Origin of the sequence: Streptomyces sp. NBC_00273 (genome assembly GCF_036178145.1) — a bacterium.
Taxonomy (GTDB): Bacteria; Actinomycetota; Actinomycetes; order Streptomycetales; family Streptomycetaceae; genus Streptomyces.
On the sequence record NZ_CP108067.1, the window covers coordinates 10,155,246 to 10,182,140 of the forward strand.

Sequence of the window (26,895 nt, forward strand, 5' to 3'; positions counted from 1 at the left end):
GTGATGAGCGGGACGAGGCTTTGGAACGACTTGAGTGGTGCCGGGTGCACGCCCCGCCCGCGGTGTCCTATCGCCTCGTTCGTAGAACCACCCGAGTGACGACCGCGGTCGAGGACGTCTGAACCGTTGTGTACTCGATCTGGAAGGGCCGTGATCGCGAGGGCTCCACAGTCGCCAGTTGCCCCGCCCCACGGGCGAGGTCGACGCCGCCCGGACGGCCGCCGGCTGACCTCCGCGGATCGTGGTCGCGGTTGGTGAACGGGCTGACGTGGCGGGGGCCGGAGGCGGCCGCGTCTCCCGGCACCGCACGATGAGCCGGTATCTGGTCTGGGCGTGGGGAAGGGCGCCTGTCGGTCGAAGTAGCCACATTGCAGGACGGGTTGACGGCCCGCGGCCTACGATCGCAGCATGACGAGCACCCGTGAGGCCCCTACCAGGCTGCGGTTTCTGTCGCTGGAGATCACCGGTCGCTGCCAGCTCTCCTGCCCGTCGCTGTGCTACGCCGGCTCGGGGCCGACGCGCAGCCACGCCAGCATGAGCGACGGCGACTGGTTCCGGACCATCGACCAGGCCGTCGCTCTTGGCGTCGAGGAGGTCCAGATGATCGGCGGCGAGCCGACGCTCCACCCCGGCTTCGCCTCGATCGCCCGGCACGCGGTCGATTCCGGCCTGCGGGTCCGGGTCTACAGCAACCTCTTCCGTATCCGCGACGAGCACTGGCGGCTGCTGGAGCACCCCAGGGTCCGGCTGGCGACGACGTACCACAGCAGCGTCGCGGCCGAGCACGACGAGGTCACCGGCCGCCCAGGCTCGCACCAGGCGACGCGCGCCAACATCGTCGAGGCGGTCAAGCGCGGCATCGCGTTGAAGGTCGCTGTCCTTCACGCCGGCGACCAGGAGCGGGCCGAGCGGGCCCGCGCGGAGCTGGAGGCCTTCGGCGTCCGCGACGTGCACGTCGGAACGGTGCGGGCCGTCGGCAACGCGGCGGGTACCGCGCTGCCGTCCACCGCCGAGCTGTGCGGGCGGTGCGGGGACCAACGGGCCACGGTCCTGCCGGGCGGGGATGTGGCGGTCTGCGAGATCGGGCGCTTCCTGACCGCGGGCAACGTCCTGAACGCCGGCCTGGATTCGGTTCTGTCCAGCCCGCGGTGGGCCGAGGCGAGCGCGAGCATCCCGCGGCGGACGGACCCGACGGCCTGCCACCCGGACTGCCAGCCCTCCAACTCCGATTCCTGCGACCCCGGCAAGAACGACCCCTGCGACCCGATGGGCTACGCACCCGCGACGCTCGGCGCGCCCGCGGCCGCCGTGCCCACGCTCCTCTGAAAGGGGCCCTGCTGATGGAGAGGACACCGGCGGGCTGGGACACCCATGCCGCACGGATGGCCAACGCGACCGTACGACCCGAGTCCCGCTGGCACGGGCCCCTGGCCACCGTGCCCCGGCACCTGTTCGTGCCCCGCTGGTGGACGCCGGCCGAGCAGGACGGCACATGGGTCTACAAGCTCCACGACGGGGCCGACGACCCCGCCGTGTGGATGAGCAGCGCCTACGACAAGAGCCTCAGCGTGATTACCCGCGTCGGCCCCCACCACGCCGACCACGCTGACCACGCAGCCGTGGTCCCGGAGGCGTGGCCGACCTCGTCGGCCACGCTGCCCGCGCTGGTCGTGAAGATGTACCAGCACGCCTTCCTCACCGACACCTCCCGCCTCATGGTGACCTGCGGCAGCGGCTACTCGACCGCGCTGGCGTGCCGACGCCTCGGCGAGGCGCGGGTCACGAGCGTGGACGTCGACCCGTACCTGATCCAGGCGGCGCGGGACCGCCTGACCACGGCCGGGCACCGGCCGCAGCTAGAGGTCTGCGACGTAACCGGCGAGCTGCCCGGCGTCTACGACCGCATCGTCTCCACCGTCTCGGTCCCGGCCGTCCCCGCCTCCTGGCTCACCGCGCTCGCCCCCAGCGGCCGCATGGTGACCGCCCTGTCCGGCACCGGACTGCTCATCGTCGCGGACAAGACCACCGACGGCGGCGCCACCGGCAAGGTCGCCCCCGAGCCCGCCGCCTTCATGAGCACCCGCCACGGCGACGACTACCCCCCCACGCCCGACAACGCCGACCTGTGGGCCACCGCACGGAAGGCCGACGGCGAGTCCGTCACCACCGGCCGCTACCCCGTGATCCGGGTCAGCCGCACCTGGGACGTGCGCTCCACCCTCGAACTCACGGTCCCCGGCATCGAGCACCGCATGGAGACGGCCGCGGACGGCACCCGTACCGCCTACATGCTGCACCCGGACGGCTCCTGGGCCCGCGCCACGGCCCCCGGGGCCCGCAAGGTCCCCACCGTTCACCAGGGCGGCCCGCGCCGGCTCTGGGACGAACTGGACCGCATCCGCACCTGGCTCGTCATCGACGGCGACCTGCCCGTAGCGGGCGCGGCGGTGCGCATCGACCCGGACGGCACCTGCCATCTCAGCCGCAGCGGCTGGTCGGCAACCATCAGCGCCCGGTAGATGCTCTGGCAGGGCACCGACCCCGTGGTGGTCGAGCGGGATCTCCCGGGCCTGGAGGCGCGGCTGGAGGACAGCACGTCTGGCGGGTCGCGGTCCGATACCTACCGGCCCGAGACTGTCAGCGGCCGGGCCGGCGCGGCGTCGGTGACTCGGTTCTGTTCCTGGACTGGCACGGCGACGGACGCGGCTACCAACGCCACGACTACACCGCTTCCCCGACCGTCTGACTTGATCAGTCTCCGGAGGCCGGTCCCTCGTTCTGGCCGTGGGTGAGGATCGGCAGCAGCGCCTCGGCGGCGTCGCACACGGTGCAGGCGATGGTGCCGGGCCGCGCGAGCGCGTCGAGTGCCTGCATGGTGCCCAGCGGGTGCGCGGTCGGTGGCGCCGGAGCAGCCTTCGGCGTGGACGGTGGAGGGCCGGCCGTGGGTGCGGCCGTCGAGCAGCCACGCCCATCGGGTCGGCGTCGAGGTGTGGGTGCGGGGGTGGGCGGGGATACGGCCGAGGTCGGTTCCGGGGAGCAGGCGCAGCTGTGCGGCGGTGACCCACGTGCTGTACTCGGCCGGCTCGACCCCGCCGCCGGCGGCCGTCTACCACAGGGGAACGCCTATGCGGTACATCCACAGTCCGGTGTCGAGCTGCTGGCGTTCGTAGAGCGGTACCCGCTCGATGGCTTGCCCGTCGGGGAGGACCAGAGTGATCGGGGCCGACGGAGAGGCATCGGACACGGTCAGGGGCGGGCCAGCAGCTCTTGCCGGGCCTGCCTACAGGGAACGCAGAGCGGTGACGCCGGAGCGCCGTACCGTGCGCAGGGAGATCCACTTCTCTGCACCAAGCCGTCAAGGTCCGCGAGGCGCCTGCAGCTGTGCTCGTCACCTGAACCCTCATGGCGGTCGCTGCCGGTGCTGGCGGTGCTTTGCGACGTCTTTGGGTGCGCCCAGCCGAGTGCACCTCGGCTGGGCGGTGAGGAACAGGATTGTCGCCGAAGTGAGCTGAGGGTGCCCGGTGGCGGTGTCCGATAGTCCGGAGCCGGTCGCGCCGGGGCGGTCGAGACAAGCGGTGCGCGAGCCGAAGAGGCAGGTCCTTCCGAGGCGGCGATGCGGTGGCGGTTCAGATGTAGGGGCTTGCCGATCTGTACGAGGTGTACAGGGTCTCCGGGCTGTCGGGGATGAAGCTGTACTGCATGGAGTCGTGCCGACGGTGGCGGCCGGGCTGGCTCACGTCGTACGCCGGGGCCTTCGGCTGGAGTCGTCCTTCGGTGGCAAGCATCTGTGCCCGCAGGAGCAGGTCCTTGGGGTTCAGGCCGAGTTCTTCCGCCACGGTCTGAAGATCAAGGCCGGACTGCCAGCTCCACTGCAATACGGAGTCCATCCCGGTCGTCCAGGTCACCCCGGCAGCAGGAGTACCGCTCTCCATCACAGGCCTATGGGCCGGCGCCACCGCTTCCGGGCGCGGTTGGGGCATATGCGCGCGCACTGCTTCCGTGTACGGCGCCCATCCGGAATCCGGGACGGGTGGGGGAGGCTGGGGAGACGTTTCAGCGGGAGGGCTGACGGGTGGGGGCGGCTGGGGAGACGTTTCAGCTGGGGACGGCTGGGGAGACGTTTCAGCCGGAGGGCTGACCGGCGAAGCAGGAGGGTTGAGCAGCTGGTCGGCGACGGTACGGGCGTCGTCCTTGCCAACCGTGCGGCGTGCGACTCGTACCTCGCGTTCGTTCAACCCCATCAGGTCGGCCACGGCGGCGTCGCTGCCGACCGTCACGGCCAACGCGGCCAGTGCCCTGGTCCGGCTCGCCAGCGCCTCGTCCATCACTGCCTGCGCCTCACGCACCCGATCGTCCCTGCTGCAGAACGCCTCGGCCAGCAGCGCGTTGCGTTCCCATTGTTCACGTGGCTCCACGCAGGCATCAACGTTTCTGCACCGTCCGCGACACACCCATCACAACCGCATCACCCGAAGGGCGTATCAACAGCCCTGCTGACCCGTGCCCTTGGTGATCACCCACAGGCGCCCGGCCGACCAGTCCACGTCCTCCAGGCGCACCCCGAGCAGTTCGCTGGCGCGGGCGCCGGAGCCGACGTAGCAGGCCGGCAGGGCACGGTCCCGATCGCATCTTATCTGCGCGAACAGCTCGTCCCACAGCCGATCCGGAATCGCCCGGGGCTGGCGCTCGCGCACCTTCGGCCGCAGCCGGGCCCGACGGTCCCGGCTTCTGGGCACCGGGTTGACCGCCGGCCCCCGGCCGTAGTGCTGGTGGAAGGCGTAGAAGCCGTGCACCACGGTAAACGCGTGCGCGATCGTCCTCGGCGCGTACCCATCCAGCAGCGTGGACTTGCCCGACTTTGGATGGCCACACCCGCGGGCATCGAGTCCGGCCGCGAGCGGCGCCGCTGCGGATTCGGCGCCGTACGCAGCCAGCCGGCTATAGCGGTCGTCTCCGCCTCGGTCGCCTGTTCCCAGCCGACATCCACCGCCCACAGCACCCTTCTCTGCACCACGGCACCAGGAAGTGCGGCTCGTCTCATGAGCTGGGTGTAGCAGCAGGGTGCTGAGCCTTGACAATGAATGCCGTGCCACACACGGCTTGGTCCTCGTGCATGGTGATCACCTGCCCGCGTTGTAGATGCCGCCCCTGGAGGACATCGAGGGGGTGAGTCGCAGAGTGGCTCGTCCACCGGGCTCCGGGGCCGGCGCAGATTCCACCCCTCGGAGCCAGCGCCTCCCCAGCGTGCCAGCCGGCACGAACGCGAGCCCCGTGGTGGGTGTCTTGTCCCGAACCGCAGGTCCCCCGGACTCCCCCATGCGAGAGTGTCCGGGCAGGGTCCACGCGGTAGCGCCCCTGCACGTAGGTGGGGAGATCAGCGCGGGCGTGTCAGCGACGGATGGGTCTTCATGGGGGCAGGATGAGCGTGCGCAGACTGCTGTCGTTCTCGGACGCATTGGTGCTGCTCGGCGGCGATCCGCCCGCCGTCGCCGCACTGGACCGGGCTTTGGGCGGAGCGCTGAACGCCGCGACGGGCGGTATCGGGGACGGGGTGCTACGAATCGCCGACGCCCGGGGCCGCATCGTCGGCCTGGGCCGCGACGCAGTACGGAATCTGGGGCGGCGCCTGGGCCGGTCAGAAGGGCGCTCCGAGCGCACGGAACTGTTGCAGGCCGCCCATACCGTGATCGTCGTCGTTGCATGGTTCCAAGCGCTTGGTGAGTCGGACCTGCCGTTCGGCGTCGATGACCTGGAACTGACCCGCAGCGAACAGCTCGCCCTCGCGGGCGCCCCGGATCCGCCGGGCGGTGCGGCGTTCGCGCAGTCGCTCGCTGCGGTCGACGCGCCCCACCCCGCACCCCACCGCCCGTTCGAGGACGTGACGGCGGAGATGCGGCTCTGGTACGGAGGGCTGTCGGAGAGGTTCCTCGGCTTCGTCGAAGGGCTGCGGGTCTGGGGCGACCTGACGGATTTCGACCGGACCTCGGCACGGCGGGTGCTGGCCACCGAGCTACCCCGCAGGGCGGTCCAGCAATATGAGGGCCTCTACGCGCAGCTGGCCCAGCAGGCACCCGAGTTCGGATTCTGGGTGGCACAGGTTGAGCACCAGGCCACCCGAGACCGGGTACGGCTCGCGCTGGTCGGCGTGGAGGAGCTGCTGTCCGAAGTAGCCCGGGCGATGCGCCCTCCGACAGACGTCGCGGCCGCCCTCGCCCTCGCCCATGAGGCCGCGCTCACCCGGCCCGTGCTGGACGCCTCGACCGCGCCCGACGGCATCAGTGTGCCCGCCCTCCAGGACATGTACCTGGATCCGGACTTCCGAGTGCGTGCAGTGGCCGGCACCGACGCCCCGTCGAGCGAGGCTTGGTGGGAGGAGATGCCCGTACGCCGCGACCTGACGGGCTACCTTGCAGGTGCCCTCACCTCCCCCGCCGGAGTCGGCTCCCCGCTGCTCGTGCTGGGCCAGCCCGGCGCCGGCAAGTCCGTCCTGACCCGGGTCCTCGCTGCCCGGCTGCCGTCTGCCGGATTCCTTCCCGTTCGGGTGCCGCTGCGCGACGTACGCGCCGAGGACGACCTGCAGGAGCAACTCGAGCAGGCGGTACGGGCGGCCACAGGGGAGCGGGTGTCCTGGCCGGAGCTGGTCCGCTCGGCCGGCGGTGTGGTCCCGGTGCTGCTCCTGGACGGTTTCGACGAGCTGCTGCAGACCACCGGCGTCCACCACAGCGACTTCCTCGTACGCGTCGCCCGTTTCCAGCAGCGCGAAGCGGAGCAGGGCCGCCCGGTGCGAGCGCTGGTCACCAGCCGTACGGCCGTCGCCGATCGCACCCGGTACCCGGAGGGAGTCGTCGCCCTCCGCCTGGAACCGTTCCGTCCCGCCCAGATCCGCCGTTGGCTGGAGCTGTGGAACGAGGCCAACGCGAGCAGCCTCGCGGCCCGGGGGCTGCAACCGCTGCCCTGGGATGCCATCGCCCGGCACGAGTCGCTGGCCGCGCAGCCGCTATTGCTGCTGATGATGGCGCTGTACGACGCCACGGACAACGGCCTACGACGCGACAGGCGCGAGGGACGCGATGGCCACGAAGGGGACGCCCCGCTCGACGAGGCCGAGCTGTACGAGGCACTGCTCACCTCGTTCGCCCGCCGGGAGGTGGACAAGACCGGTTTCGGGGCCACGCCGGAGGACGGACTGGCGGAGCGCGTCGAGCAGGAGCTCCAGCGCCTTTCCCTGATCGCGTTCGCCCAGCTCAACCGGCGTCGGCAGTGGGTGTCGGCGGCGGAGCTCGACGAGGACCTCACGGCGCTCCTAGGCCGCCGTTCTACCGGCACCTTCGGATTCCGTGCCCCCCTGGGTGCGGCCGAGGTGGCGCTGGGTCGGTTCTTCTTCGTCCAGCGCGCCCAGTCCGTCCGTGACGGCCGCGTACTGTCCACGTACGAATTCCTGCACGCCACGTTCGGCGAGTACCTGGTCGTACGGCTGGCGCTGCACGTCCTGACCGGCCTGCTCACGGACCGGCCGGCCCTGTCGCTCGGCACGAGCCGCGTCAACGACGACCTGGCCTACGCGCTGCTGTCGTACGCCCCGCTCTCCTCACGGCAGATCTTGCGGTTCGGGGAATCGATGGTGCGTCGGTTGCCGGACGGCGAACGCGAGCGGCTGGGTCAGCTGCTCGTACGTGTCTTCCAGCAGCACGCAACACGGACGGACCACCCCCACCCTGCGTACCGGCCCGCAGAGAGCCGCACGTCGGCACGACACGGCGTCTACGGTGCCAACCTCGTCCTGGTCGTGTTACTGCTGCTGTCGGAGGGCATCACCGCGGACAGGCTATTCCCGGACTCATCGGATCCGGGCGATGCCTGGCACCGGCATGCCCTGCTCTGGCGGTCGTCGTTCGACGAGCAGCAGTGGGCGGACTTCGCACTGTCGGTCTCGGTTCACCGTAGCCGTGCGGAGGGCGGCCGACGACTGGAGATCCGTCTGCGCACGGGGGAGCTGTCCCCGCCGCCCCCGTTAGACATGTACTGGCTGTACCGCCTCCCCCGGCGCGACATCGTGCAGTGGTCCCGGCCCTACTGGGAGGCGGTGTGGCACAAGATGGATGTGTCCGGAGGCACGAACGACTTGGTGGTACGGCATGCGATGGATCCGGTCATGGAGTGGCTGGGGCCGGCCGTGACCGTCTTCACCTCCCTCGGTGAGGGACAGCAGGCAACCTCACTAGCCCACGATGTGCTGCGGCTGCTGATCGGCGGCAGCGCCGGACTTGCGGGCGATGAGCTGGCAGCGCTGTACCTCAGGGTGGATCACGCCGTGGCGCTCCTGCCCGACGACTCACCCGCCCGGGAACCGGTGACCCGGCTGCTCGCCGACATGCTCGGCAGAGACGGCTCAGCCCTCCCGAGCGACACGGTCCTCGCCCTCGCCCGCGGCGTACTGGCCCATCCCCACCTCCGCGAGCGGCTCCGGCGGGCCGTCGAGGCCCATCATCCGGATCTGGGTCTCAGGCCAGACCTCTGATGGCACTGCTCTCTTACTGATCGTTCCAGAGGGTTACGACTGGACGACCTGTGGTTCTATAGCACGGTCGAAGGTGCCGGACCCTGACCCGATGACCGAGTTGGTGCAGTCAACCGACCACCGGGCGCAGGGGCCGGTCTTGCCGGCTGCCCAGGTGGCGACCTGCGGGCGGGGCTTGGTGGTGGTCTGCTCGGGAGTCATCGGGGTTTGCCGGCTGGCTGGCCACCGGCCGGCGGAACACGGATTCGGACTCGGGGTACTGGGTGTTCTGGACCGGTCTGGTGCGCCGTACCACGGCGCGGGGGGTGTCCGTGCGCCGGGTCCGGATCGTGTTGGAGTGCTCCTGCTACAGCCACGCCGGGGCGGTGGTGAACATCGCGGCCGGGGAGGAGACACCTGGTCGAGCGGACCCGCGCCTTCCGCGTGTACTGCTCCCACGTCGTTCCCGGCCTGCTCCACCCCCCCCGGATACGCGGCCGCCGTCATCGACAAGTACGGCACCTTCCACCGGGCGGCCGAGGACGTCGAGGTCGCCGCGGCGGCCCGGGCGACCCGGCGCTCGGTTGAGCTCTGGTGTGGGGCGGGCGGTCTTGTTCACGATCGCGGCTCGTGAACAAGACCGATCAGGCGTTCTGGGCCGGTCGATTGGGTCGATCACGGTGTGTCGTCCGCTTGGGCGGTGTGTGTGAGGATCGCGTCGGCCAGTCGGGGCAGTACGGCCAGGGGGAGGGCGTGGCCCATCGCCGGGACTTCGACGATCCGCGAGTTGCCGATCACTTGGCTCATGTGGCGGGCATGGGCCGGAGGGAACACCGGTTCGGCGCCGGCGGAGATGACGAGAGTGGGCACCTGGTTGCGGCCCAGCTCGGCGGTGCGGTCCATGCCCGAGTGGTCGGCACGGCCGTGGGTCATGGGGGAGTCGTACCGACCGGCGTGATCAATGATGCGGCGTTCCAGTGCCCGGAACTCCTCGGCGTCAAAGGTGGATTGGTTGCCGTTGAGCAGCCGCCAGTGCTCGACCCTGCGATCGAGTTCCGCTTCCAGCCCGTGATCCTCCACGGGGCGTGCCCAGAGATCGAGGACCTTTGGGTCGATGCCGGGAAGCTGATCAGCGGGGGTGCTGCTGCCGTCCGGGTTGGTCAGCGGGCGGCCGCTGAGGGCACAGGTTCCGATCAGGGTCGCGCTGATCACTCGCTCGGGGTGATTGGCCATCAGCAGCTGGGTCAGCATGCCGCCCATGGACATGCCCACCACGTGGGCGCGCTGGATCTCGTAGGCGTCGAGGACGGCGACCACGTCCGCGGCGAGATCGAGCACGCTGTAGGGGTGGTCGTCGAAGGAATAGGTTGAGCGTCCGGTGTCGCGGTGGTCGTAGCGGACGACGCGGTATTCCTTGGTGAGGGCCGCGACCAGTTCGTCGGGCCATCCAAGGCCGGAGGCCCCGGCACCCATGACCAGCAGCAGTGCGGGGTTGCGCGGATCGCCGAGCTCCTGCGCCCATAGCTGCACTTCGTCGTCGATACGGATGATCCGTTGTTGCACCGCGCCGCTCCTTCGACTTGTGGCGAGACGAACCGTCTCGCTATTGCTGCATCAGCATGGCCCGAGAGTCGGGGAATGTCAATACGAGACGACTCGTCTCGCGTTGGCGGGTCTTGGTGATGCCCCAAGGGGTCCGACTCGGGGCGCTCGATCACCTCGATCGCCATGCTGCTGGGCGTCTCCCCGCGCACCCCTCTACGACCTCCAGGAACTTCGGGTGGGGTGCCATGCCCCGCCAGCTCGAAGCCGACACCCGGAAGACGCCTGGCTAGAGGCGCCCGTCTCGGGGTGCTCGAACCCGAACCCTGCGTGGCAGACGAGTGTGTGGTGGTACGTCGCAGGCCTGTTCCGTGAAGTCGCCTGCCTCGCGCCTCCGCTGGAGCTTGTGGCGCACCGTTCGAGGCTGTCGATCGAGTACGGCTGGGAAGAGCTCTCCGAGGTCGACGTGGCGATGGTCCAGATCAGAGGCATCCACTTGCTCTCTACCGGCTGAACACCAGCCTCGGGCCGCTGGGAGCCGCAATCCAGGCCAGCATGTTCATCACCCTGGCGACCCATCCCGGCCTACGGGCCGAGGCAGACGGCCTTGACGCGGTCGACGCCGCCCTCGACGACACCGTCGATGCCCACGACCCGCAGGTCGAGGAACTCGCCGCGCAACACTGCGCCCACCACAAGGCCCTGCTCCAGGCCATTGAAGCGACCGGACTGGACGTGGCCGAGGAGAAGCTCTTCGAGATCTACGACTCCGAGGCGAACGGCGAGGACGACGCCCAGATGAGTGCCTTCGAAGCGGTAACCAAGATGCCCTACGGATTCTCTCCGGCCCGGACGCGGTGCATGGAACTCACGGCACGGCTCCTTGACGGGGACCTCTCCGCAGGCAGCTGATCGCCGGCGTGGCCGCCTGAGGATCCCGGATCCCTCTACCAGCACTGGGGCTGGCACGTCGGCGCGCCCGCCGCGGGCCTGGGCGTCCAGATCGGCGACGATCCCGTCCTGATCAACGAGAAGCCCGAGCGTACGGCCTGGCCGCCACTGGTGCCCGAGGTCCGCCCGTCCCTCACGGTGGTCCCCGGCGTCCTGGTGGTCACCGGCATCTTCGACTGACCGCACCGGCACCCGTACCCGCAGTCCGCCGCACCAGGCGGCCCCGCCTGCGCTCCGGCGGAGCCGACACCCACGAGGGGCCCCTGCGCAGGCATGTTCGGGTGGCCGGTGGCGGTGCTGAAACGATCGTCCTCGGCGGGGGCTGTCCTACCGTTGATGGGATGCGCAACTTCTTGCTCGGCCCGGCGGTTTGCGCCGCGGTGCTGCTTCTCGCGCCGGCCCCGGCGCATGCTGCGGTGGCGGCGCCGTGCATCGCGAGGTCGGGGAGTGACGCCACCGAGACGCGTGAGGACAGCTCGGTCGATGACGGTGAGATCCGGTGGACCGCGAGCACGAAGTACAAGGCCGAGTACTCCCACGCCAACAGGGCGTGGTCGTATCCGGGGGCGAGGATCAGGATTGCGCCGGATGCGGCGACGACCGTCAACGACCTGGACTACGAGGACTTCTCCGACCCGCGGAGCTCTGCGGCCGGGGTGTGGTCGCGACGTCCCGGGCTGGCGGCGACGGATCTGATCCGCTTCAACAAGGCGCGCATGGACACCTATGACCCGGCCACGCGCCGGATGGTCGCGGCGCACGAGCTCGGGCACGCGCTCGGGCTGTGCCACAAGTCGGGCAGCGGGAAGAGCGCGGTCTCCTCGGTGATGTGGCCGGACGTCGCCCAGTACCCCGATGCCCCGACGGACGTCGACAAGGCCAGCCTGAAGAAGCTGTGGGGATGATCATGAGCGTGAAGGTGTGGGTCGGCGGCTGCCTCGTCGCGGCCGTCGCCGCGGCGGGCGCCGCCTGGTTCACCATCGCCCCGGACGCCGGGAGCACCACGCACGAGGTGTGCGGCCCGGACCTGGGCCGTGACGACGTCGTCGCGGCCCGGTCCCAGGCCGTGGCCGTGGTGGAGGCGGTCGAGAACACCCGCTACCGGGAGGACGGTGGCAGCGCCTACCTTACGACCCGGGTGAAGACCCTGCAGGCTCTCAAGGGCGAGTTCGGCGACGTCCTGGACGTGACGCAGGGGGTGAAGAACGGCGGGAGCCCGGGCCGGTACGCCACCGAGGACCCGGACCGCTACGCGGTGCTGGAGCCCGGCCGCCGGTACGTGATCGCGGTCCAGTCCGGATCGACGGCCGGTGCCGCGGGCACCGAGGCGTGGGCCTGGTACGCCGAACCGGCCGCGCGGGGCCTGGCGGGGGAGCGGCAGCACTGGCAGGAGGCGATCGCCACTGCGCCCGAGACGGCCGCCAACAGTGCGTGTGAGGACGTCGATGCGCCGACGGGCTGACCGGCGCCCGCCGTGCCCCAGGGCCGTCAGCCGGCGGATGCGTGGCCGGCCGGGCCGGGGTGAGGGCGGACGCCCTGCGGGCGGGGAACACGGACGGGTGCGGAGGCATCGAACATCTGCGGAGCGTCGCCCCGACCGGCCGAGGAAGCACTCTGTCCGGGTGGGGCTCATCCGTCGCCCCGCGCGGCAACGCCCGGTCCCACGCGGACACAGGATGCAATGGCGACTGCTGTGGAGCCGCCCTCGGACGGGCTGCTCCCGGCCCCCGTGACGCTGTCGACCGCGGGCAGGCCCGGCTGCCGTCACACGGCGCCGGCAACGCCCCGGTCGGCAGCGTCCAGCGCCGCGCTCCGGTCCTGCGGGTCAGGTCAGGCGCAGGTCGATCCAGGGCACGGTGTTGTCTTCGCGCAGCAGGTAGCGTTCGACTTCGGTGAAGCCGTGCTGCTTGGCGAAGCGCAGTCCGTCCGGGTTGGAAGCCAGGACCACGGTCTCGATGACCTGGGCGTCCAGCGCGCGGGCCTGGCCCAGGGCACGCTGGTAGAGGCGGGTGCCGAGGCCGCGGCGGCGGTACTCAGGCAGGACGCGGGCGATGACTGTGGCGGTCGCGCCGTTGTCGCCGGTGGGCGGGCGCACGGTGCTGCAGCGGACCAGGGCGTCGCCGAGGTAGGCGACTTGGGGTGGTGGTCTGGGTTGTAGCTGCCGGTGGGTTTGCCGTTGCTGTAGGGCTGGGGGCGCGGTGGGTGCCTGGTTCCGGCCGGTGTGGGGGAGTGTCAGTCAGTCGATGCCGCGCCAGATGTGTGGCTCGGGCTCCGTGTCTTCCTCGTCTTCGCCGGGGATGAGGGGCGGGTGTCCGTATGGTTCCGGGCCGTTGACCCGCTCGTTTTTCGAGGTGCATGTCTCGTGCATGTGGGCTCCTCCCTCTAACGACGTGCGGATGATCGTCTATCTGTCTCCGAACGTTGGTTGGCGCGGTGTGTGATGACACGGTCGGTAGCTGGCGGAGGAGTTGGGGATGGATGCTTTCGGTTGGTGTGGTCGAGTGTTTCGGGGTTGCTGGTATGTGGTGTTGCGCTGTCTGGTGGCTGGCTGCGTAGGTCTCAAGCGAGAGCAGTTGTCAGTGGGTTCCAGCATCACTCGGCGTCCCGAGAGTGCATGAATGTCGGTGAGAAGTAAGAGCACCGGAAGTGGTGCAGGCTCTCGATGATCACGTGCGGAGGTAGCCCAGCCCGTGGCAGGATGACGGCATGTTGATCCGAAAGGCCGATGCCGCGTAGGCGTCCGAAGGCTGTCCGCGCTGAGCGATGGCGGCCACGTAGATATGTTCCGGTGCCACGGATCTCTGGTGTCTCCGCCCTTACTCGTGCTGCCGTTCGGCGCCTGGAAGACGAGCGGATGGAGCGGGATGCCGTCGCCGAGGCACTGTCCCGGTTTGAGTGGGCGTTCAAGCAGCCTGGTCGCTACTTGAACGCTTCTCAGGTGTGGGAGCCCGGCCTGGAGGTCGAAGATGCGCGTGACACCTTGGAAGAAGCGATGCGTCGCCTGCCTCGCGGGGCCCGGCATGACCTGGGCCGACTGGTGCAGCGAATAGATGCCGAGTTCGAGCGCCGCACCCTGCCGAACCCTGGCCGGATGAGCGAGTGGACGGCGGGTCGTTGGTGGTGGTGGCGAATCCGAGAGCGCTGACCGATAGAGACCCCCGACTTGGCATGCTCTCGGAAACTGCGATCACACAGCTGCGGCTTGTTGTTCGGCGCGGGCGCGGGTGGTGGCGAGGCGGTAGGAGTCAGTGCCGGTCTCGATGATGTTGCCGCCGAAGGTGAGGCGGTCGACGATGGCCGCGCAGAGCCGAGGGTCCGTGAAGGTCTTGGTCCAGCCAGAGAACGACTCGTTCGAGGCGATCGCCACGCTGTTCTTTTCCTCCCGTTCGGTCAGAACCTGGAAGAGGAGTTCGGCGCCGCGGCGGTCGAGTTCCATGTAGCCGAGCTCGTCGATGCACAAAAGATCGACGCGGCCGTAGCGGGCGATTGTCTTGGTCAGCTGCTTCTCGTCGGCAGCCTCGACGAGCTCGTTGACCAGCTTCGTCGCCAGCACGTACTTAACTCGGAAGCCGGCCATTGCGGCTTCGGTGCCGAGGGCGATCAGCAGGTGGGACTTGCCGGTTCCGGAGTCGCCGATCAGGCAGAGCGGCAGGCTCTTCTTGATCCATTCGCACTTGGCGAGGGTGTGGATCATGGCTGCGTCGATGTTGGGGTTGGCATCGAAGTCGAACTTTCGGAGGGACTTGTCGCGGGGGAAACCGGCGGCCTTGATGCGGCGTTCGGAGCGTCGACGGGCCCGGTCGTCGCACTCGGCGAGGAGGAGTTCGGCGAGGAAGCCGAGGTAGGACATCTGCTCGCGTTCGGCTGTCGCGGCGAGCTCGGGGAACTGGGACCGGATGGTGGGCAACCGGAGCATCCTGCATGCCTGGTCGACCGCGGAAGTGGCCGCTTGCTCGGTGAGTCCTCGCTGGCGGGGGAAGGTCAAGGTGTTGCGGAGCATGCCGTGTGGGCCGTCCGGCGGGCATCCGGAGTGGTTGTGCCCTGATGTGCCGTTCAGTGCGGTGGAGCGTGAACTGGCCCGCGCACTGCTCTTTTCGCGTCCGGAGTAGCGCCTAGTGAACGGGTCGGTACCTGTTCGGCTGTACTGCGTAGTGGTGTTTGCGTCGGGTCCGGGCCGCCCCGACGGCGGCTGGGGCCTGGTGGTGTGTCGTCCAGGTGTTGTTACTGGGGTGTTTGTTGGCCGGGCTCAAATAGTTCGTGGCGGATGCGGATTGTTTGGTTGCCGAAGGCGAGTTGGTTTAGCACGGTGTGGTAGAGGCGTGTGTGGGAGACCAGCTTGGCCATTCGGGGGCGGATCATCGAGGAGATCGTGCCGGTGGACAGCATCGTCTTGCCCTGCATTGCCTGGATTTTCATCATGCGGTGTATGTCGTGTCGGCGGGGGGTGGCGAACCGGTTCAGGAAGTCGGTGCTGGCGTTGCCGGCCCGTAGTGAGGCCAGTAGTACGGGGTGGGCGGCGACGGCGTCCTGAATGGCTACGTTGATGCCTTGGGCGCCGATCGGCCCGTGTGTGTGTGCGCTGTCCCCGATCAGTAGTAGACCGGGCTTGGCCCATTCGCGGGCCGTGCCGGAGAACACGTCGAGCAGTGAGAGGTCTTTGAAACTGGTGATCTCGGCCTGGATGCGGTCCGCTTGTTCGGGTAGGGCATTGCACAGTTGGGCCTTGATGTGGTCGAGTCCTAGAGCTGCTTGTTGTTGGTAGCTCTTGTGGGGGAGTGTCCAGCCGATTTGGATGTTCCCGGGGTAGGAGGCGTAGGCCAGGGCGGGGTTGCCGCCCGCCCGGAAGATGCGTACGTCGTGGGGCAGGTTGCTGTCGGTGGGGAGCTTGAACCAGAGCACGTCTTGGTCGAAGGCTTCCATCCGGTCGTATTCCACGCCAGCCAGCCGTCGCACCTTGGAGTAGCGGCCGTCCGCCCCGATGACGCAGTGTGCGTGCACCACCTGGTCTCCGGCGGGGCCGCGGCCTATCGCACCGCGTACCTGCCCTGCGCTGTCCGTGATCAGGGTGGAGCATTTGGTTGCTTCGAGGTACTTGAACTTCGTGTGGGTGCGGCACTGTTCGAGTAGTTCCTGGAGGATGTGCTGCTGGGGGATGCTGAGGAGGCAGTTGAAGGGGCCGGGTAGTTTGCGGTAGTCGCCGTTGATCAGGATCCGGTCGTTTTCCTCCAGTAGGAACCGGTCGTGCTCGTAGCAGCCCCGGGCCCGGGCGCCGTCTAGGACTCCTAGGTCGTGTAGGAGTGACTGGCCGCCGGGCTGGAGGATTTCGCCGCGGTACTCGCGTTCCAGGGATCGGGAGCGTTCCAGGACGGTGACCCGGGCTCCGGAGCGGAGGAGGAGCAGGGCGAGCGTCAGGCCGGCGGGGCCGGCGCCGACGATGCAGAAGTCGGTGGGTATTTCGCTCATTGCCGCACCTCACACATCGAGGCTGACGTCGTACTCGGTCAGCCAGGCGTTGAGCCACAGGGCCATCTCCAGGCCGCCCCGGTCGTAGGGCTGGCTGACGTCGCCCAGCGGACGGTCCACGATCTTGCGTACCTGGGCCCGGTCGAGCAGTGGCAGGACGGGGGAGTTGGCGTCGGCGGCGATGTCGGCGAGCTCTGCGCGCAGTGCCTGCTCGTAGAGGGGGTCCTGGGTTGCGGGGTAGGGGCTTTTGATCCGCTCGGTGACGGAGGCGGGCAGCAGGTCGGACGCGGCGGCCCGTAGCAGGCTTTTCTCGCGGCCGTCGAACGACTTCATGGCCCAGGGGGTGTTGAAGACGTACTCGACCAGGCGGTGGTCGCAGAACGGCACTCGAACCTCGAGGCCGACGGCCATGCTCATCCGGTCCTTGCGGTCCAGCAGCGTCTGGACGAACCGGGTCAGGTTGAGATAGCTGACCTTGCGCATCACACGCTCGTCGGCGCTTTCGCCGGGTAGTACCGGCACCTCGGCGAGGGCCTCGTGGTAGCGGTCTTGGCGGTAGCCGGGAAGGTCGAGCTTGTCGAGGAATCCCTTGTCCAGAAGGCCGAGTCCGCCGAAGTAGCGGGTCGAGCCCGAGGTCAGCCAGGGGAAGGTGTCGGCGCGTACCGCGTGGGGGTTGCGGAACCAGCGGTAGCCGCCGAAGAGTTCGTCGGCGGCCTCCCCGGAGAGCGCGACGGTGGAGTGCTCTTTGACGGCCCGGAACAGGAGATAGAGGGAGGGCCACATGTCGCCCCAGAACGCCGGGGGAGCATCGACGGCGCGCAGCACGGCGCCGCGCAGCACGGGATCAGTGAGGTCGCCGCTGTTGAGGACCACTTCGGTGTGGTTTGAGCCGACGTGGCGTACCACGTCCTGGACGAACGGTGCGTCGCGCATGCCGCGTACGGCGTCCGGCAGGAAACGGTCGGCGGCCTGCGCGAAGTCGACGGAGAACGAGCGCACGGTATCGAGGCCCTGCGCCGCCGAGAAGCGGGCGGCGAGCGCGGTGACCGTCGAGGAGTCGAGGCCGCCGGAGAGCAGCAGGCACAGCGGGACGTCGGAGACCATCTGCCGGGCGACGATGTCCTCGAGCAGGCCGCGGACCGTGCCGATCGTGGTGTCCAGGTCGTCGGTGTGCTCCTGGGCTTCCAACTTCCAGTAGGCGCGGGTGGCAAGCCCCTGCCGGTTGATGCGGACCAGGTGCCCCGGGCGGACCTCGTGCATCGCGCTGAACACGCCGACGCCGGGGGTCTTGACCATGTCGAGGAGCTCGCACAGGCCCTCGGCGCCGACGCGGCGCGGCGCGAGCGGATGAGCCAGGATGGCCTTGGGTTCCGAGCCGAAGAGCACACCGTGTTCAGTGGGCAGGTAGAAGAGCGGTTTGACGCCCATGCGGTCGCGCAGCAGCAGCAGTTCCTCGGTGCGGGGGTCCCAGACGGCGAGGGCGAACATGCCGTTGAGGTGTACGGCGAGGTCCGCGCCCCATTGGAGGTAGCCGCGCAGCACCACTTCGGTGTCGCTGGAAGTGCGGAAGGTATGCCCCAGGGCCGTCAACTCAGCGCGCAGTTCACGGTAGTTGTAGATTTCACCGCAGAAGGTGAGCGATGCGAGTGTGTGGTTGTCGCCGTCCTCGGCAGTCATGGGCTGTACGCCGCCTTCGAGGTCGATCACGGCCAGCCGGCGGTGGCCCAGCGCCACGTGCTCTCGGATCCACAGCCCTTCCGCGTCCGGGCCCCGGCACGACATGGTCCGTGTCATCGCCGTCGCGGTGGCCTCTTCCCGGGAGAGGTCCCGCTCGAAGTCGACCCATCCTGCAATGCCACACATCGCGATATCTCTCCTTCGGGTGAAGTGCCGGCCGCAGGCACCGGCGCCTGCTCGGTGCTGGTGCTGGTGCTGGTGCTGGTGCCGGTGCTGGTGCCGGTGCCTGCGACAGCGATTCGACTGAGGTGGACGCCTACACCCGCTGGGCGAGTTGGGCGTTGATCAGACCGAGGAGCTCGCCCGGCGTCCTGGCCTCTGTGACGACCTCGTCGGGCAGCTCGACGCAGTGGTCCCGCTCGATCCGGCTCACCGTGTTGAAGAGCGCGAGCGAGTCGTAGCCGAGGTCCTCGAAGGTGGTGTCGAGGATGTCGCCCTCCAGATCGACGGACTCCTCCTCACCGGCGCACTCCCTCAGCAACCGCACCAGTTCCTGGATTTCGAACGCGGCCATGTCAATCAGTTCCTTTCAAGGGGGGTAGGAAAGCGGCTCTTGTCAGGGAGCCCGTGGCAGGTGGCCCTCGAGTAGTCCCGAGGCCAGGCGGAGCCGGTCTCAGGTGGCCCGGCGTACGACCAGGGCGGAGTTGAAACCGCCCAGGCCGCGGGCGACAACCAGCGCGTTGGAGAGCTTTCCCTCGCGCGGGACGTCACGGACCAGGTCGAGCAGCTCCCCATGAGCGGGGGCATCGACGTGGACGGTGGGGGGGATGACCTTGTCGCGGATGGCGAGCAGGGCAGTGGCGACGTCGAGGGACCCACCGCCCGCAAGCAGCCGGCCCGTCATGGTCTTGGGAGCGGTAACCGCCACCCCGCGCGGGCCGAAGACCGCGGCCAGGGCCTCGGCCTCGATCCGGTCGAGCTCGGGGACGCCGCACGCGTCGGCGAACACCACGTCGATGTCGTCGGGCGCCATCGACGCATCCGACAGGGCCAGTTCGATCGCCCGACGCAGACCCGGTTCACGGCCGGACCCGGGGCGCGGGTCGAAGGTCGAGGCGTAGCCCGCCACCTCGCCGTAGCGGTGCGCCGCGCCGCGCTCCCTTGCCTGTGCGGCGTCCTCCAGGATCAGCAGGGCACCGCCCTCGCCGACGACCGAACCCTGCGCCCGCCGGTCGAAGGGGACGTAGGCGCTGCGCGGGTCGCGGGAGAGGCTCAGGCGCCCGGAGCGGATGATGCACAGCCAACTCCAGGGCGACAGCGAGCCGTCGACCCCGCCGGTGACCATGAGCGGGGTGCCGGAGCGGACATGGCGCCGGGCCTTGGCGATGGCGTCAAGACCGCCGGCCTGCTCGGACACGATGGCGCTGCCGGGGCCGCGCAGCCCGTGCCGGATGGAGATCTGGCCGCTGTTGACCGGGTAGAACCAGGCGAACGACTGATAGGCGCTCACGTACTTGCCGCCCTTGCCCCACAGCGCCTGGAGTTCCGTCTGCCCGAACTCGAAGCCCCCCGCCGAGGCCGCGGTGACCACCCCGCACGCGAAGGGGGGCATGTCCCTGGGCGCTGCGTCCGCATCCGTGAGGGCTTCCTCCGCCGCGATGAGCGCGAGTCGCGTCATCCGGTCGGTCTGCGGCAGCAGCCGACTGGGCAGGTGCGCGGAGGGCTCGTACTGCGGTATCTCACCGGCGAGTTCAGCTGAGTAGCCGGACGGGTCGAAGCGGGTGATCCGGCGGATGCCGCTCTCACCGCGCAGCACGGCCGACCAGTAGTCGCAGGTGTTGAGCCCCGTAGGGGCGACGACGCCGATCCCGGTGATCACGGACCGTACCGTCGTGCCGGTGGCGCTGCTCACGCCATCCTCCGCTCCGGCTTGTTCAACACCAGCGCGCTCTGGAAGCCGCCGAAGCCGCTGGCCACGCTGAGCACCGTGTCGACTGTGCGCTCACGGGCCACCAGCGGCACGTAGTCGAGGTCGCATTCCGGGTCCGGCTCGTGCAGGTTGGCCGTCGGCGGGATCACCGAGTGCTCGACGGCCAGCGCACAGGCCGCCGTCTCCAGGGCGCCGATCGCGCCCAGGGAGTGCCCGATCATCGACTTGATGGAGCTGACCGGCGTGCGGTAGGCGTGATGTCCCAGACTGCGCTTGAGCGCGCTGGTCTCGTGCCGGTCGTTCTGCTTGGTGGACGACCCGTGGGCGTTCACGTAGTCGATGTCGCCGGGGTTGAAGCGGGACATGTCCATGGCGGCGGTGATGGCGTCCGACATCTCCAGACCCTCGTCGCTCAGCCCGGTCATGGAGTACGCGTTGCACCGGGAGGCATGGCCGGAGAGCTCGGCGTACACATGGGCGTCACGTCGCCGCGCGTGCTCCAGCTCCTCCAGGACGAACACCGCGCAGCCCTCACCGAGCACGAAGCCGTTACGCGTGCGGTCGAACGGCCGGGAAGCGGTCTCCGGGCTGTCGTTGCGCGCGGAGGTCGCCTTGATGGCGTCGAAACAGGCCACGGTGATGGGCGAGATCGCCGCATCGGACGCGCCCGCAGTGATCACGTCGGCGTGGCCTTCGCGGATCAGGTCCGCCGCGTGCCCCAGAACGTCGATGCCGGAGGTGCAACCGGTGGACACCACGCCCACCGGGCCCTGCGCATCAGTGATCCAGGCGAGCTCCGCGGCCATGGAGGACGGCACGAAGTAGTCGTACAGATAGGGCGAGCCGTGGAACTCGTCCACCAGCCACGACTTGCCCTCATCGCTGACGAGGGCGTACTCGCTGTCGAGGCTCATGGTGCTGCCACAAGCCGTCCCCATCATCACGCCGGTCCGGTGCGGATTTGACTGGCCCAGGATTCCGCTGTCCTCCAACGCCTCTTTGCCGGCCACGACCGCGAATTGCGTGGTGCGGTCCCACTGTCGGATCTGCCGACGGCTGAGGCCTGCACTGAGCGGGTCGAAATCACACTCTGCCGCCACCCGGGAACGGAAGGGCGACGCGTCAAACAACGAGATGGTGCGGGTCGCCGTACGTCCTGACGTGAGCAGTTCCCAGTACTGCTTCCTGCCGATTCCACCAGGGGCCACCACGCCGATTCCCGTGATGACGACGCGGCGCCCCTCGGGTATTCCAGTCACCATAACTCCCTCCGCTGACTATTCCCAGGCCACGCCTTCCAGCGGTCAAATTGACGGGCTGGATCAGAGAATGCGATGGCGGGATCGAGGCTGACTCGAAGACCGATCCACACGCTCATCTCGGGGGTCGCATGCTGCAGCCGCCTTCCCCTCGCGGCGTTGCGCTGCTTCCTGCTGCCCGCCGGTTCTCCCTCGCTCAGAGGGCGGGTACGGACGCTCGATGCGCCGGGCTGCGCCGGGGCGCTGAGGGGACCAGACCGTGCGAAGAGGGGACCGGACCGTGCGCAGGGTGGGACCGTGAGCTTGCTGCGAGGATCTCCTGGTGAAGCCGCCACAGCTCGAGCGAAGGCTCCAGCCCGAGTTCGCGACGCAACAGGTCCCGCACCGTCTGATAGGCGTGCAGGGCCTCGCTGCGCCGTCCCGACTTGTTCAGCGCGATGATCAGCTGGGCGTGCAACCACTCGTTGAGCGGGTGGACGGTCACCAGGGAGCGGAGATCGGCGATCATCTCGCGGTAGTTGCCGAGCTCCATCTCGGCCCGTACCCGGAGTTCCAGCGCGGCGATGTGCCGCTCCTCAAGGTTGACCGTGTAGCCGCGCAGTATGTTTCCGCAATCCACTCCGGCGAGGGGGGCCCCGCGCCACAGGGCGAGTGCCTGGCTGGCGTATTGGGAAGCGCGTCCGAACTCTCCGACCGCCATGGACGACTGAGCACGAGCGATGAAGGAATCGAATCTTTTGATGTCGAGATTCTCCTCTTCCGCCCGCAGGATATAGCCGGGTGCGGCAGTCCGGATTTTCTCCTCCGTCTGATTCTTGTCGTTCGCACGGATCAGGGCCTTGCGCAGATGGTAGATGTAGGTTTGGGTGGTGGTGACAGCGGTCTGGGGAGACTTTTCTCCCCAGAGTTCCTCGATGAACGAATCCAGACTCACCACCTGGTTCGCCCGTAACAGCAGAAGAGCGAGGACCTGCTTGACCTTGGGGGCGCGTGGCGTGCATAGATGCCCGTTGTGCGAGACCTCGAGAGGGCCAAGAATTTTGAATTCCATTCCGGGTGTCCTTCTGCTGGGGGGTGTGCCCGGAACGCTAACCTTCTTCAAGGATCACCAGCAATGGGAGGTCCTGAAGGTTGTGCGGTGGGCGATCGCACGGTGTACCCCCCTGTGTACCTTTCGATGTAACGGGGCCCTGTGGAATAAGGCCGATTGACCGTTATGGTCCGCTTTCGGCCAAGCATTTGGAATGATCCGCTCCGCGGTGGACGCGCATTCCGGCCCCGCATCGCGGTCGGCTCGCACAGAAGACGCCCCCGGCCGTCTTCTGTGCTCTTCTGCTCTCCGTGCCTACGGGCGGTAGGCGCGGATGATGAGATCCGTCGTGTCCCGGGCGATGTCACGGAGCTCGGAATCGGTCAGCTGGTGCAGGCCGCGCAGTGAGCGCACCTGCCCTTCCGCGCTGAGCAAGATCGTGAACTGGCGTGCCGCGCGGGCCGGGTCGGGCATGCTGAGCTCCCCCCGTGCCGCGCAGGCAGTCAGGTACGCGGCGACCACCGCGATCGCCTGGGTGGCCCCGTCGTCCCGCCAGGACCGTTGCAGCTCGGGGTGGAGCGGGGCCTCCGCAATCGTCAGGCGGTGCAGGGCGGCCTGCTCGGGCGAGGTGATGGCCCGCAGTAGGCGTTCACCCGCGGCCTCCAGGTCCGTGCGCGCGTCACCGGTGTCCGCGATGAGCGTGGCCAGGCGTTCCGGACCGATACCGCCGGAGTTGCGGGCCTGTTCGACCACGGCGAGGAAGAGCTGTTCCTTGTTGCCGAAGTGGCCGTAGACCGTCTGCTTGGCCACCCCGGCCGCAGCGGCGATCGAATCCACGCTCGCACCCTTGTAGCCCTCGCGCACGAACACTTTGCTCGCCGCTTGGAGGATTGCTCGGCGCTTGGCCGGCGAGCGGCCCGTGTCGGTGGTGGCGCTCGTCTCTGACATGGCCTGATCGTACCACTTGCCTAGACCAGACGGTCCAGTCTACTTTGTGAGAAGACTAGACGGTCTAGTTGAAAACCTGGAGACGCAATGAACCGTGCCGGACTCCTCCCTCGCAGGAAAACCGCTGGCCGACAGCCCGACCAGGACCCCCTGGACCCGGCCCTGGTCCGCCTCGCGCTGGTCCTGATGCTGGGCAGCTTCGCCGCTGGCCTGGACACCACGATCGTGAACGTCGCGATCGACTCACTGCGCTCCGACTTCCACGCCGCAGTCGGCACCATTCAGTGGGTCAGTACGGCGTACCTCCTGGCACTGACCATGATCGTGCCGCTCACCGCCTGGGCGGTGGACCGTTTCGGTGCCCGCAGGATGTGGCTGACCTCGCTGACGGTCTTCCTTGCTGGCTCGATGCTGTGCGGGATGGCCTGGTCGACCGGCAGCCTGATCGGTTTCCGGGTCCTGCAGGGCTTGGGCGGTGGCATGCTCCTGCCGCTGGTCCGCACGATCCTCGCCCGCGCCGCCGGCAAGGAACGCATGGGCCGGGCGATGGTCTTCGTAGCGGTCCCCGGCAGCCTCACCCCCGTTCTGGGTCCCGTGCTCGGCGGCCTGGTCATCAACTCGCTCGACTGGCGCTGGGCCTTCTACATCAACGCCCCCCTGTGCCTCCTCGCGCTGGCCCTGTCCTGGCGCATGCTGCCCCGGGACCACGAGCACACCGCCACCGTCCGTCTGGACGGGCTGGGTCTGATCCTGCTGCCGCTCGGGCTGGGCAGCCTGGTGTTCGGCATCTCCGAGATCGGCAACAACGGCGGTGATCTCTCGGGAACCGCGCTGATCGGCCTGGCCGCCGCCGCGGTCCTGCTGGTCTGCTACACCTTCCACGCCCTCCAGACGAAGATCACCCCGATCCTCGACCTGAGGCTGTTCAAGGTACGTTCCTTCACCGCTTCCTCGATGATGTTGTTCCTCTTCGGCGGATCGTTCTACGGCGCACTGTTCCTGCTCCCGCTCTACTACCAGCAGGCCCGAGGCGCCTCCGTCCTGCACGCGGGCCTGCTGCTGGCGCCGCTCGGATGTGGCATGGCCTTGGCCATGTCAAAGGTGGGCAAGCTCATCGACAGGACCGGAGCCGAACGCACCATCACCCTCACCGGCATGGTGCTGGCTGCCGGCGGGATTGTGCCCTTCGCTCTGGTGGGACCGCACACCAGCGCCCTTCTGCTCGGCGCGGCGACGTTCGTCACCGGCCTGGGGCTCGGCACGGTCACCCTGTCCGCCTTCACCAGCACCTACCGCGGACTCTCCCCGGCGCAGATCGCCCCCGCCACCAGCGCCAGCCGGATCCTCCAGCAAGTCGGCGGCACTCTCGGAACCGTCTTCCTCGCCGTTCTCCTCCAGCAGGCCGTCGGCACGGCTGCGACCCCCGACTCCGCCTTCGCTCACACCTTCACGTGGGCCCTGGCACTGACCTCGCTCGCTGTCGTCCCGGCTCTCCTGCTGCCGAAAGGCAAGCCCCAGCCTGCTACCTGATGGCCGGTCGCAACGATCGCATCGCGTGAATCCAGGGCGGGCCGCAGCATCGCGAAGCACACCGTTGTCAGCGGGTCGCATCGCAGGCCTACGAGGTCCCCGGTGCCGCACACGGCGTGCATGGAAAGGAACCGCTATGTCTGATGCAACCCGGCAGGACATTGCCATCAGTGTCGAAGGACTGACCAAGCGCTTCGGTAGAACGCAGGCGCTGCGAGGCGTGAGCTTCACAGCGGATACCGGCAGCGTGGTGGGGGTACTCGGCCCCGGTGGAGCTGGAAAGACGACCACGCTGCGAGTTCTGGCCACCCTCCTGAAGCCGGACAGCGGCCGGGTCGCCGTCGGCGGCTACGACGTGTGCCGTGCTGCACCGGCGGTGCGCAGGGCCATCGGGTTCGCCGGGCAGCGGGAGGCCCTGGATGAGTTTCTGGGCGGCCGGGAGAACCTGACCATGATCGGCAGGCTTTCCGGGATGGGGCGTACGGCGGCGAGGAACCGGGCCGATGAGCTCCTCGGGGAATTCGGCCTGACGGCCGAGGCCGAACGGCCGGTGAAGTCGTACTCGAGTGCTGCACGGCGTCGGCTGGACCTGGCCGCCTGCCTGGTCGCCCGCCCCCGGATCCTGCTTCTCGACGAGCCGACCGCTGGTTTCGACCCCCGCAGCCAGCACGCCATGTGGGACGCAGTGAAGGAACTGGTGGCCGAGGGCACGACCCTCGTTCTGGCTACGCAACACCTGGAAGAGGCCGACCGACTCGCCGACCGCCTTGTGATCCTCGACCGGGGCCGCGTCGTCGCTGACGGCACTCCGGCCCGCCTGAAGGCCGCGGCCGGCCCCGGCCGACTGGAGGTGTGCGTCTCGTCGGGTGGCGACCTGCCCACCGCGGCGTTCGTGCTCGGTGACTTCACCACCGGGCCGGCCACCATCGACTCGGTGACCCGCCGCATTCTCGTCCACGTGGACGAACGGCCCCAACTGGCCACGGACGTCGTGCTGTCGATGCAGGCAGCCGGTATCAGCCTGGACGACTGTGCGCTACGCCGACCCTCCCTCGACGAGGCCTTCCTCGCCCTCACCGCTGAGCACAGGAATCCGACGGCGCGCGACGGTGCCGCGGCTGTCATCCACTGACCTCGTCACGCCAAGGGAGTTGCCGCACAGATGTCTGCTCTCGCCCCATCCGGCACCGGACTTGACCCGGACCCCCGCCCTCCGGCGGGCCAGGTACGTCAAATGATCAGCAACGCTCTCGTCCTCGCGCGCCGGTTCCTGGCCCGTACGCTCAGTCGGCCGCAGACGCTCATCGGCATCGCCCTCACCCCGGTCGCCCTCACCCTGCTGTTCGCGGCTGTCCTGGGCGACACGGTCAGCCTGCCAGGGGGCATCGACTATCACGACTACCTGGTGCCCGGCATGTTCGCCATGACCGTGGCCTCGGCGGCCACGGGCACAGCGGTTGCCGTCAACAGCGACATGACCAACGGCATCATCGACCGCTTCCGGTCACTACCCATGTCGGGGGCCGGTGTGCTTGTCGGGCAGAGCCTGGCCGCCCTGCTCACCACAGCGGTCGCCGCCGCTCTGCTGGCAGTCACCGGAACGGCCATCGGATGGCGCGTCCACGCCGGTGCCCCTCACGTCGCGGCCGCATTCGGCCTGATCCTACTGTTCGCGTACGCGCTCAACTGGGGGATGTCCTGTCTCGGCATGCTGTTCCGCAGCGCCGAGGGGCTGCAGCAGTTCGGACTCCTCCTGACGTTCGGATCGACCCTCCTGTCCAGCGCGTTCGTCCCCACTGCCAACATGCCGTCCGCATTGAAGACGGTGGCGCACTGGAATCCCCTCAACGTACTGACCGTGGCGGTCCGCAATCAGCTCGGCGCCCCTCACCCGGCCGACGCGGCCCCGGCATGGCCCATGCAACACCCCGAGGCCGCAACCATGATCTGTTCGCTGGCGATGCTCGCCGTCTTCGCTCCGCTCGCCGTACGCCTCTACCGCACCCGCAGGCATTAAACCGGAGACGATGAATTGACGACCACTCATTTGAGCCATTCACATGTCATC

The 26,895-nt window shown here is 68.8% G+C and carries 26 protein-coding genes; 11 read left to right on the forward strand and 15 right to left on the reverse strand.

The window, feature by feature from the left end; all coding sequences use genetic code 11:
- The first annotated feature begins 408 nt into the window (after positions 1–408).
- Together OG386_RS46070 and OG386_RS46075 are read left to right on the forward strand one after the other, a co-directional pair.
- On the forward strand, positions 409–1,326 hold the full coding sequence (locus tag OG386_RS46070) for a radical SAM protein (RefSeq protein WP_328786238.1): 918 nt from the start codon (positions 409–411) through the stop codon (positions 1,324–1,326).
- A 14-nt stretch (positions 1,327–1,340) separates the two neighbouring features.
- Positions 1,341–2,519, forward strand: coding sequence for a methyltransferase domain-containing protein (locus tag OG386_RS46075; RefSeq protein ID WP_328786237.1), 1,179 nt, complete (start codon positions 1,341–1,343; stop codon positions 2,517–2,519).
- A gap of 232 nt (positions 2,520–2,751) precedes the next feature.
- Here the strand turns inward: OG386_RS46075 and OG386_RS46080 are convergent, their stop codons facing one another.
- From OG386_RS46080 to OG386_RS46095, 4 genes are all read right to left on the reverse strand, one after another.
- Positions 2,752–2,874, reverse strand: a complete 123-nt coding sequence (locus OG386_RS46080; RefSeq protein ID WP_328786236.1) for a hypothetical protein — start codon at positions 2,872–2,874, stop codon at positions 2,752–2,754.
- A 232-nt stretch (positions 2,875–3,106) separates the two neighbouring features.
- Positions 3,107–3,244 (reverse strand): hypothetical protein, encoded by a 138-nt coding sequence (locus OG386_RS46085; RefSeq protein ID WP_328786235.1) that lies wholly within the window; start codon positions 3,242–3,244, stop codon positions 3,107–3,109.
- Positions 3,245–3,626: 382 nt separating this feature from the next.
- Positions 3,627–3,887: a hypothetical protein gene (locus OG386_RS46090; protein WP_328786234.1), complete on the reverse strand. Its 261-nt coding sequence runs from the start codon at positions 3,885–3,887 to the stop codon at positions 3,627–3,629.
- 594 nt (positions 3,888–4,481) lie between these two features.
- Positions 4,482–4,796, reverse strand: a complete 315-nt coding sequence (locus tag OG386_RS46095; protein WP_328786233.1) for a hypothetical protein — start codon at positions 4,794–4,796, stop codon at positions 4,482–4,484.
- 623 nt (positions 4,797–5,419) lie between these two features.
- On the opposite strand from OG386_RS46095, the gene OG386_RS46100 reads away from it, so the two are divergent.
- Positions 5,420–8,518, forward strand: a complete 3,099-nt coding sequence (locus OG386_RS46100; RefSeq protein ID WP_328786232.1) for an NACHT N-terminal helical domain 7-containing protein — start codon at positions 5,420–5,422, stop codon at positions 8,516–8,518.
- Between the two features lie 146 nt (positions 8,519–8,664).
- A complete protein-coding gene (locus OG386_RS46105) occupies positions 8,665–9,207 on the forward strand; it encodes a DUF6879 family protein (RefSeq protein WP_328793115.1) in 543 nt (180 codons plus the stop codon).
- Here the strand turns inward: OG386_RS46105 and OG386_RS46110 are convergent.
- Positions 9,173–10,060, reverse strand: a complete 888-nt coding sequence (locus OG386_RS46110) for an alpha/beta fold hydrolase (RefSeq protein WP_328786231.1) — start codon at positions 10,058–10,060, stop codon at positions 9,173–9,175. The two genes, OG386_RS46105 and OG386_RS46110, sit on opposite strands and share 35 nt — an antisense overlap.
- Before the next feature lie 534 nt (positions 10,061–10,594).
- Here OG386_RS46110 and OG386_RS46115 point away from each other — a divergent pair.
- The 3 genes from OG386_RS46115 to OG386_RS46125 all read left to right on the forward strand — a co-directional run bounded on the left by OG386_RS46115 (position 10,595) and on the right by OG386_RS46125 (position 12,452).
- Complete coding sequence (locus OG386_RS46115) at positions 10,595–10,951, forward strand: hypothetical protein (RefSeq protein ID WP_328786230.1); 357 nt, start codon at positions 10,595–10,597, stop codon at positions 10,949–10,951.
- 380 nt (positions 10,952–11,331) lie between these two features.
- Positions 11,332–11,895 carry a matrixin family metalloprotease gene (locus tag OG386_RS46120; protein WP_328786229.1) on the forward strand — a complete coding sequence of 188 codons (564 nt, stop codon included), beginning with the start codon at positions 11,332–11,334 and terminating at the stop codon, positions 11,893–11,895.
- Positions 11,892–12,452, forward strand: coding sequence for a hypothetical protein (locus OG386_RS46125; protein WP_328786228.1), 561 nt, complete (start codon positions 11,892–11,894; stop codon positions 12,450–12,452). The genes OG386_RS46120 and OG386_RS46125 overlap by 4 nt, the downstream gene beginning before the upstream one ends.
- Before the next feature lie 363 nt (positions 12,453–12,815).
- Here OG386_RS46125 and OG386_RS46130 read toward each other — a convergent pair whose 3' ends face one another.
- From OG386_RS46130 to istB, 3 genes are all read right to left on the reverse strand, one after another.
- Positions 12,816–13,226 carry a GNAT family N-acetyltransferase gene (locus OG386_RS46130; protein WP_328793114.1) on the reverse strand — a complete coding sequence of 137 codons (411 nt, stop codon included), beginning with the start codon at positions 13,224–13,226 and terminating at the stop codon, positions 12,816–12,818.
- Complete coding sequence (locus OG386_RS46135; protein WP_328786227.1) at positions 13,227–13,358, reverse strand: hypothetical protein; 132 nt, start codon at positions 13,356–13,358, stop codon at positions 13,227–13,229. It lies immediately after the preceding gene.
- Positions 13,359–14,177: 819 nt separating this feature from the next.
- Positions 14,178–14,975 (reverse strand): IS21-like element helper ATPase IstB, encoded by a 798-nt coding sequence (gene istB / locus OG386_RS46140; RefSeq protein WP_328786226.1) that lies wholly within the window; start codon positions 14,973–14,975, stop codon positions 14,178–14,180.
- 13 nt (positions 14,976–14,988) lie between these two features.
- Here istB and OG386_RS47175 point away from each other — a divergent pair, with 13 nt between their 5' ends.
- On the forward strand, positions 14,989–15,099 hold the full coding sequence (locus OG386_RS47175; RefSeq protein ID WP_443053292.1) for a DUF6059 family protein: 111 nt from the start codon (positions 14,989–14,991) through the stop codon (positions 15,097–15,099).
- 112 nt (positions 15,100–15,211) lie between these two features.
- On the opposite strand, the gene OG386_RS46145 is transcribed toward OG386_RS47175, so the two are convergent.
- From OG386_RS46145 to OG386_RS46175, 7 genes are all read right to left on the reverse strand, one after another.
- Complete coding sequence (locus tag OG386_RS46145) at positions 15,212–16,453, reverse strand: FAD-dependent monooxygenase (RefSeq protein ID WP_328786225.1); 1,242 nt, start codon at positions 16,451–16,453, stop codon at positions 15,212–15,214.
- Between the two features lie 9 nt (positions 16,454–16,462).
- Complete coding sequence (gene asnB / locus OG386_RS46150) at positions 16,463–18,316, reverse strand: asparagine synthase (glutamine-hydrolyzing) (protein ID WP_328786224.1); 1,854 nt, start codon at positions 18,314–18,316, stop codon at positions 16,463–16,465.
- Between the two features lie 130 nt (positions 18,317–18,446).
- Positions 18,447–18,704, reverse strand: coding sequence for an acyl carrier protein (locus OG386_RS46155; protein WP_328786223.1), 258 nt, complete (start codon positions 18,702–18,704; stop codon positions 18,447–18,449).
- 99 nt (positions 18,705–18,803) lie between these two features.
- On the reverse strand, positions 18,804–20,042 hold the full coding sequence (locus tag OG386_RS46160; RefSeq protein WP_328786222.1) for a ketosynthase chain-length factor: 1,239 nt from the start codon (positions 20,040–20,042) through the stop codon (positions 18,804–18,806).
- Positions 20,039–21,322, reverse strand: a complete 1,284-nt coding sequence (locus OG386_RS46165; RefSeq protein ID WP_328786221.1) for a beta-ketoacyl-[acyl-carrier-protein] synthase family protein — start codon at positions 21,320–21,322, stop codon at positions 20,039–20,041. The genes OG386_RS46160 and OG386_RS46165 overlap by 4 nt, the downstream gene beginning before the upstream one ends.
- A gap of 193 nt (positions 21,323–21,515) precedes the next feature.
- On the reverse strand, positions 21,516–22,370 hold the full coding sequence (locus OG386_RS46170) for an AfsR/SARP family transcriptional regulator (protein ID WP_328786220.1): 855 nt from the start codon (positions 22,368–22,370) through the stop codon (positions 21,516–21,518).
- A 294-nt stretch (positions 22,371–22,664) separates the two neighbouring features.
- Complete coding sequence (locus tag OG386_RS46175; protein ID WP_328786219.1) at positions 22,665–23,297, reverse strand: TetR/AcrR family transcriptional regulator; 633 nt, start codon at positions 23,295–23,297, stop codon at positions 22,665–22,667.
- An 87-nt stretch (positions 23,298–23,384) separates the two neighbouring features.
- Between OG386_RS46175 and OG386_RS46180 the strand changes: the two genes are divergently transcribed.
- From OG386_RS46180 to OG386_RS46190, 3 genes are all read left to right on the forward strand, one after another.
- Positions 23,385–24,827, forward strand: a complete 1,443-nt coding sequence (locus tag OG386_RS46180; protein WP_328786218.1) for a DHA2 family efflux MFS transporter permease subunit — start codon at positions 23,385–23,387, stop codon at positions 24,825–24,827.
- Positions 24,828–24,963: 136 nt separating this feature from the next.
- Entirely contained in the window at positions 24,964–25,959 is a 996-nt protein-coding gene (locus OG386_RS46185; RefSeq protein ID WP_328786217.1) for an ATP-binding cassette domain-containing protein, read from the forward strand.
- A gap of 102 nt (positions 25,960–26,061) precedes the next feature.
- On the forward strand, positions 26,062–26,844 hold the full coding sequence (locus OG386_RS46190) for an ABC transporter permease (RefSeq protein ID WP_328786216.1): 783 nt from the start codon (positions 26,062–26,064) through the stop codon (positions 26,842–26,844).
- The last annotated feature ends 51 nt before the right edge of the window (positions 26,845–26,895 follow it).

Coding starts and splice junctions, on each gene's coding strand:
- OG386_RS47175 (WP_443053292.1), top strand. CDS start 14,989: ATGCCGTGTGGGCCGTCCGGCGGGCATCCGGAGTGGTTGTGCCCTGAT.
- OG386_RS46145 (WP_328786225.1), bottom strand. CDS start 16,453: ATGAGCGAAATACCCACCGACTTCTGCATCGTCGGCGCCGGCCCCGCC.
- OG386_RS46180 (WP_328786218.1), top strand. CDS start 23,385: ATGAACCGTGCCGGACTCCTCCCTCGCAGGAAAACCGCTGGCCGACAG.
- OG386_RS46190 (WP_328786216.1), top strand. CDS start 26,062: ATGATCAGCAACGCTCTCGTCCTCGCGCGCCGGTTCCTGGCCCGTACG.
- OG386_RS46080 (WP_328786236.1), bottom strand. CDS start 2,874: ATGCAGGCACTCGACGCGCTCGCGCGGCCCGGCACCATCGCCTGCACC.
- OG386_RS46155 (WP_328786223.1), bottom strand. CDS start 18,704: ATGGCCGCGTTCGAAATCCAGGAACTGGTGCGGTTGCTGAGGGAGTGC.
- OG386_RS46185 (WP_328786217.1), top strand. CDS start 24,964: ATGTCTGATGCAACCCGGCAGGACATTGCCATCAGTGTCGAAGGACTG.
- OG386_RS46075 (WP_328786237.1), top strand. CDS start 1,341: ATGGAGAGGACACCGGCGGGCTGGGACACCCATGCCGCACGGATGGCC.
- OG386_RS46100 (WP_328786232.1), top strand. CDS start 5,420: ATGAGCGTGCGCAGACTGCTGTCGTTCTCGGACGCATTGGTGCTGCTC.
- OG386_RS46120 (WP_328786229.1), top strand. CDS start 11,332: ATGCGCAACTTCTTGCTCGGCCCGGCGGTTTGCGCCGCGGTGCTGCTT.
- OG386_RS46165 (WP_328786221.1), bottom strand. CDS start 21,322: ATGGTGACTGGAATACCCGAGGGGCGCCGCGTCGTCATCACGGGAATC.
- OG386_RS46170 (WP_328786220.1), bottom strand. CDS start 22,370: ATGGAATTCAAAATTCTTGGCCCTCTCGAGGTCTCGCACAACGGGCAT.
- OG386_RS46070 (WP_328786238.1), top strand. CDS start 409: ATGACGAGCACCCGTGAGGCCCCTACCAGGCTGCGGTTTCTGTCGCTG.
- OG386_RS46115 (WP_328786230.1), top strand. CDS start 10,595: ATGTTCATCACCCTGGCGACCCATCCCGGCCTACGGGCCGAGGCAGAC.
- OG386_RS46135 (WP_328786227.1), bottom strand. CDS start 13,358: ATGCACGAGACATGCACCTCGAAAAACGAGCGGGTCAACGGCCCGGAA.
- OG386_RS46175 (WP_328786219.1), bottom strand. CDS start 23,297: ATGTCAGAGACGAGCGCCACCACCGACACGGGCCGCTCGCCGGCCAAG.
- OG386_RS46125 (WP_328786228.1), top strand. CDS start 11,892: ATGATCATGAGCGTGAAGGTGTGGGTCGGCGGCTGCCTCGTCGCGGCC.
- OG386_RS46090 (WP_328786234.1), bottom strand. CDS start 3,887: ATGGACTCCGTATTGCAGTGGAGCTGGCAGTCCGGCCTTGATCTTCAG.
- asnB (WP_328786224.1), bottom strand. CDS start 18,316: ATGTGTGGCATTGCAGGATGGGTCGACTTCGAGCGGGACCTCTCCCGG.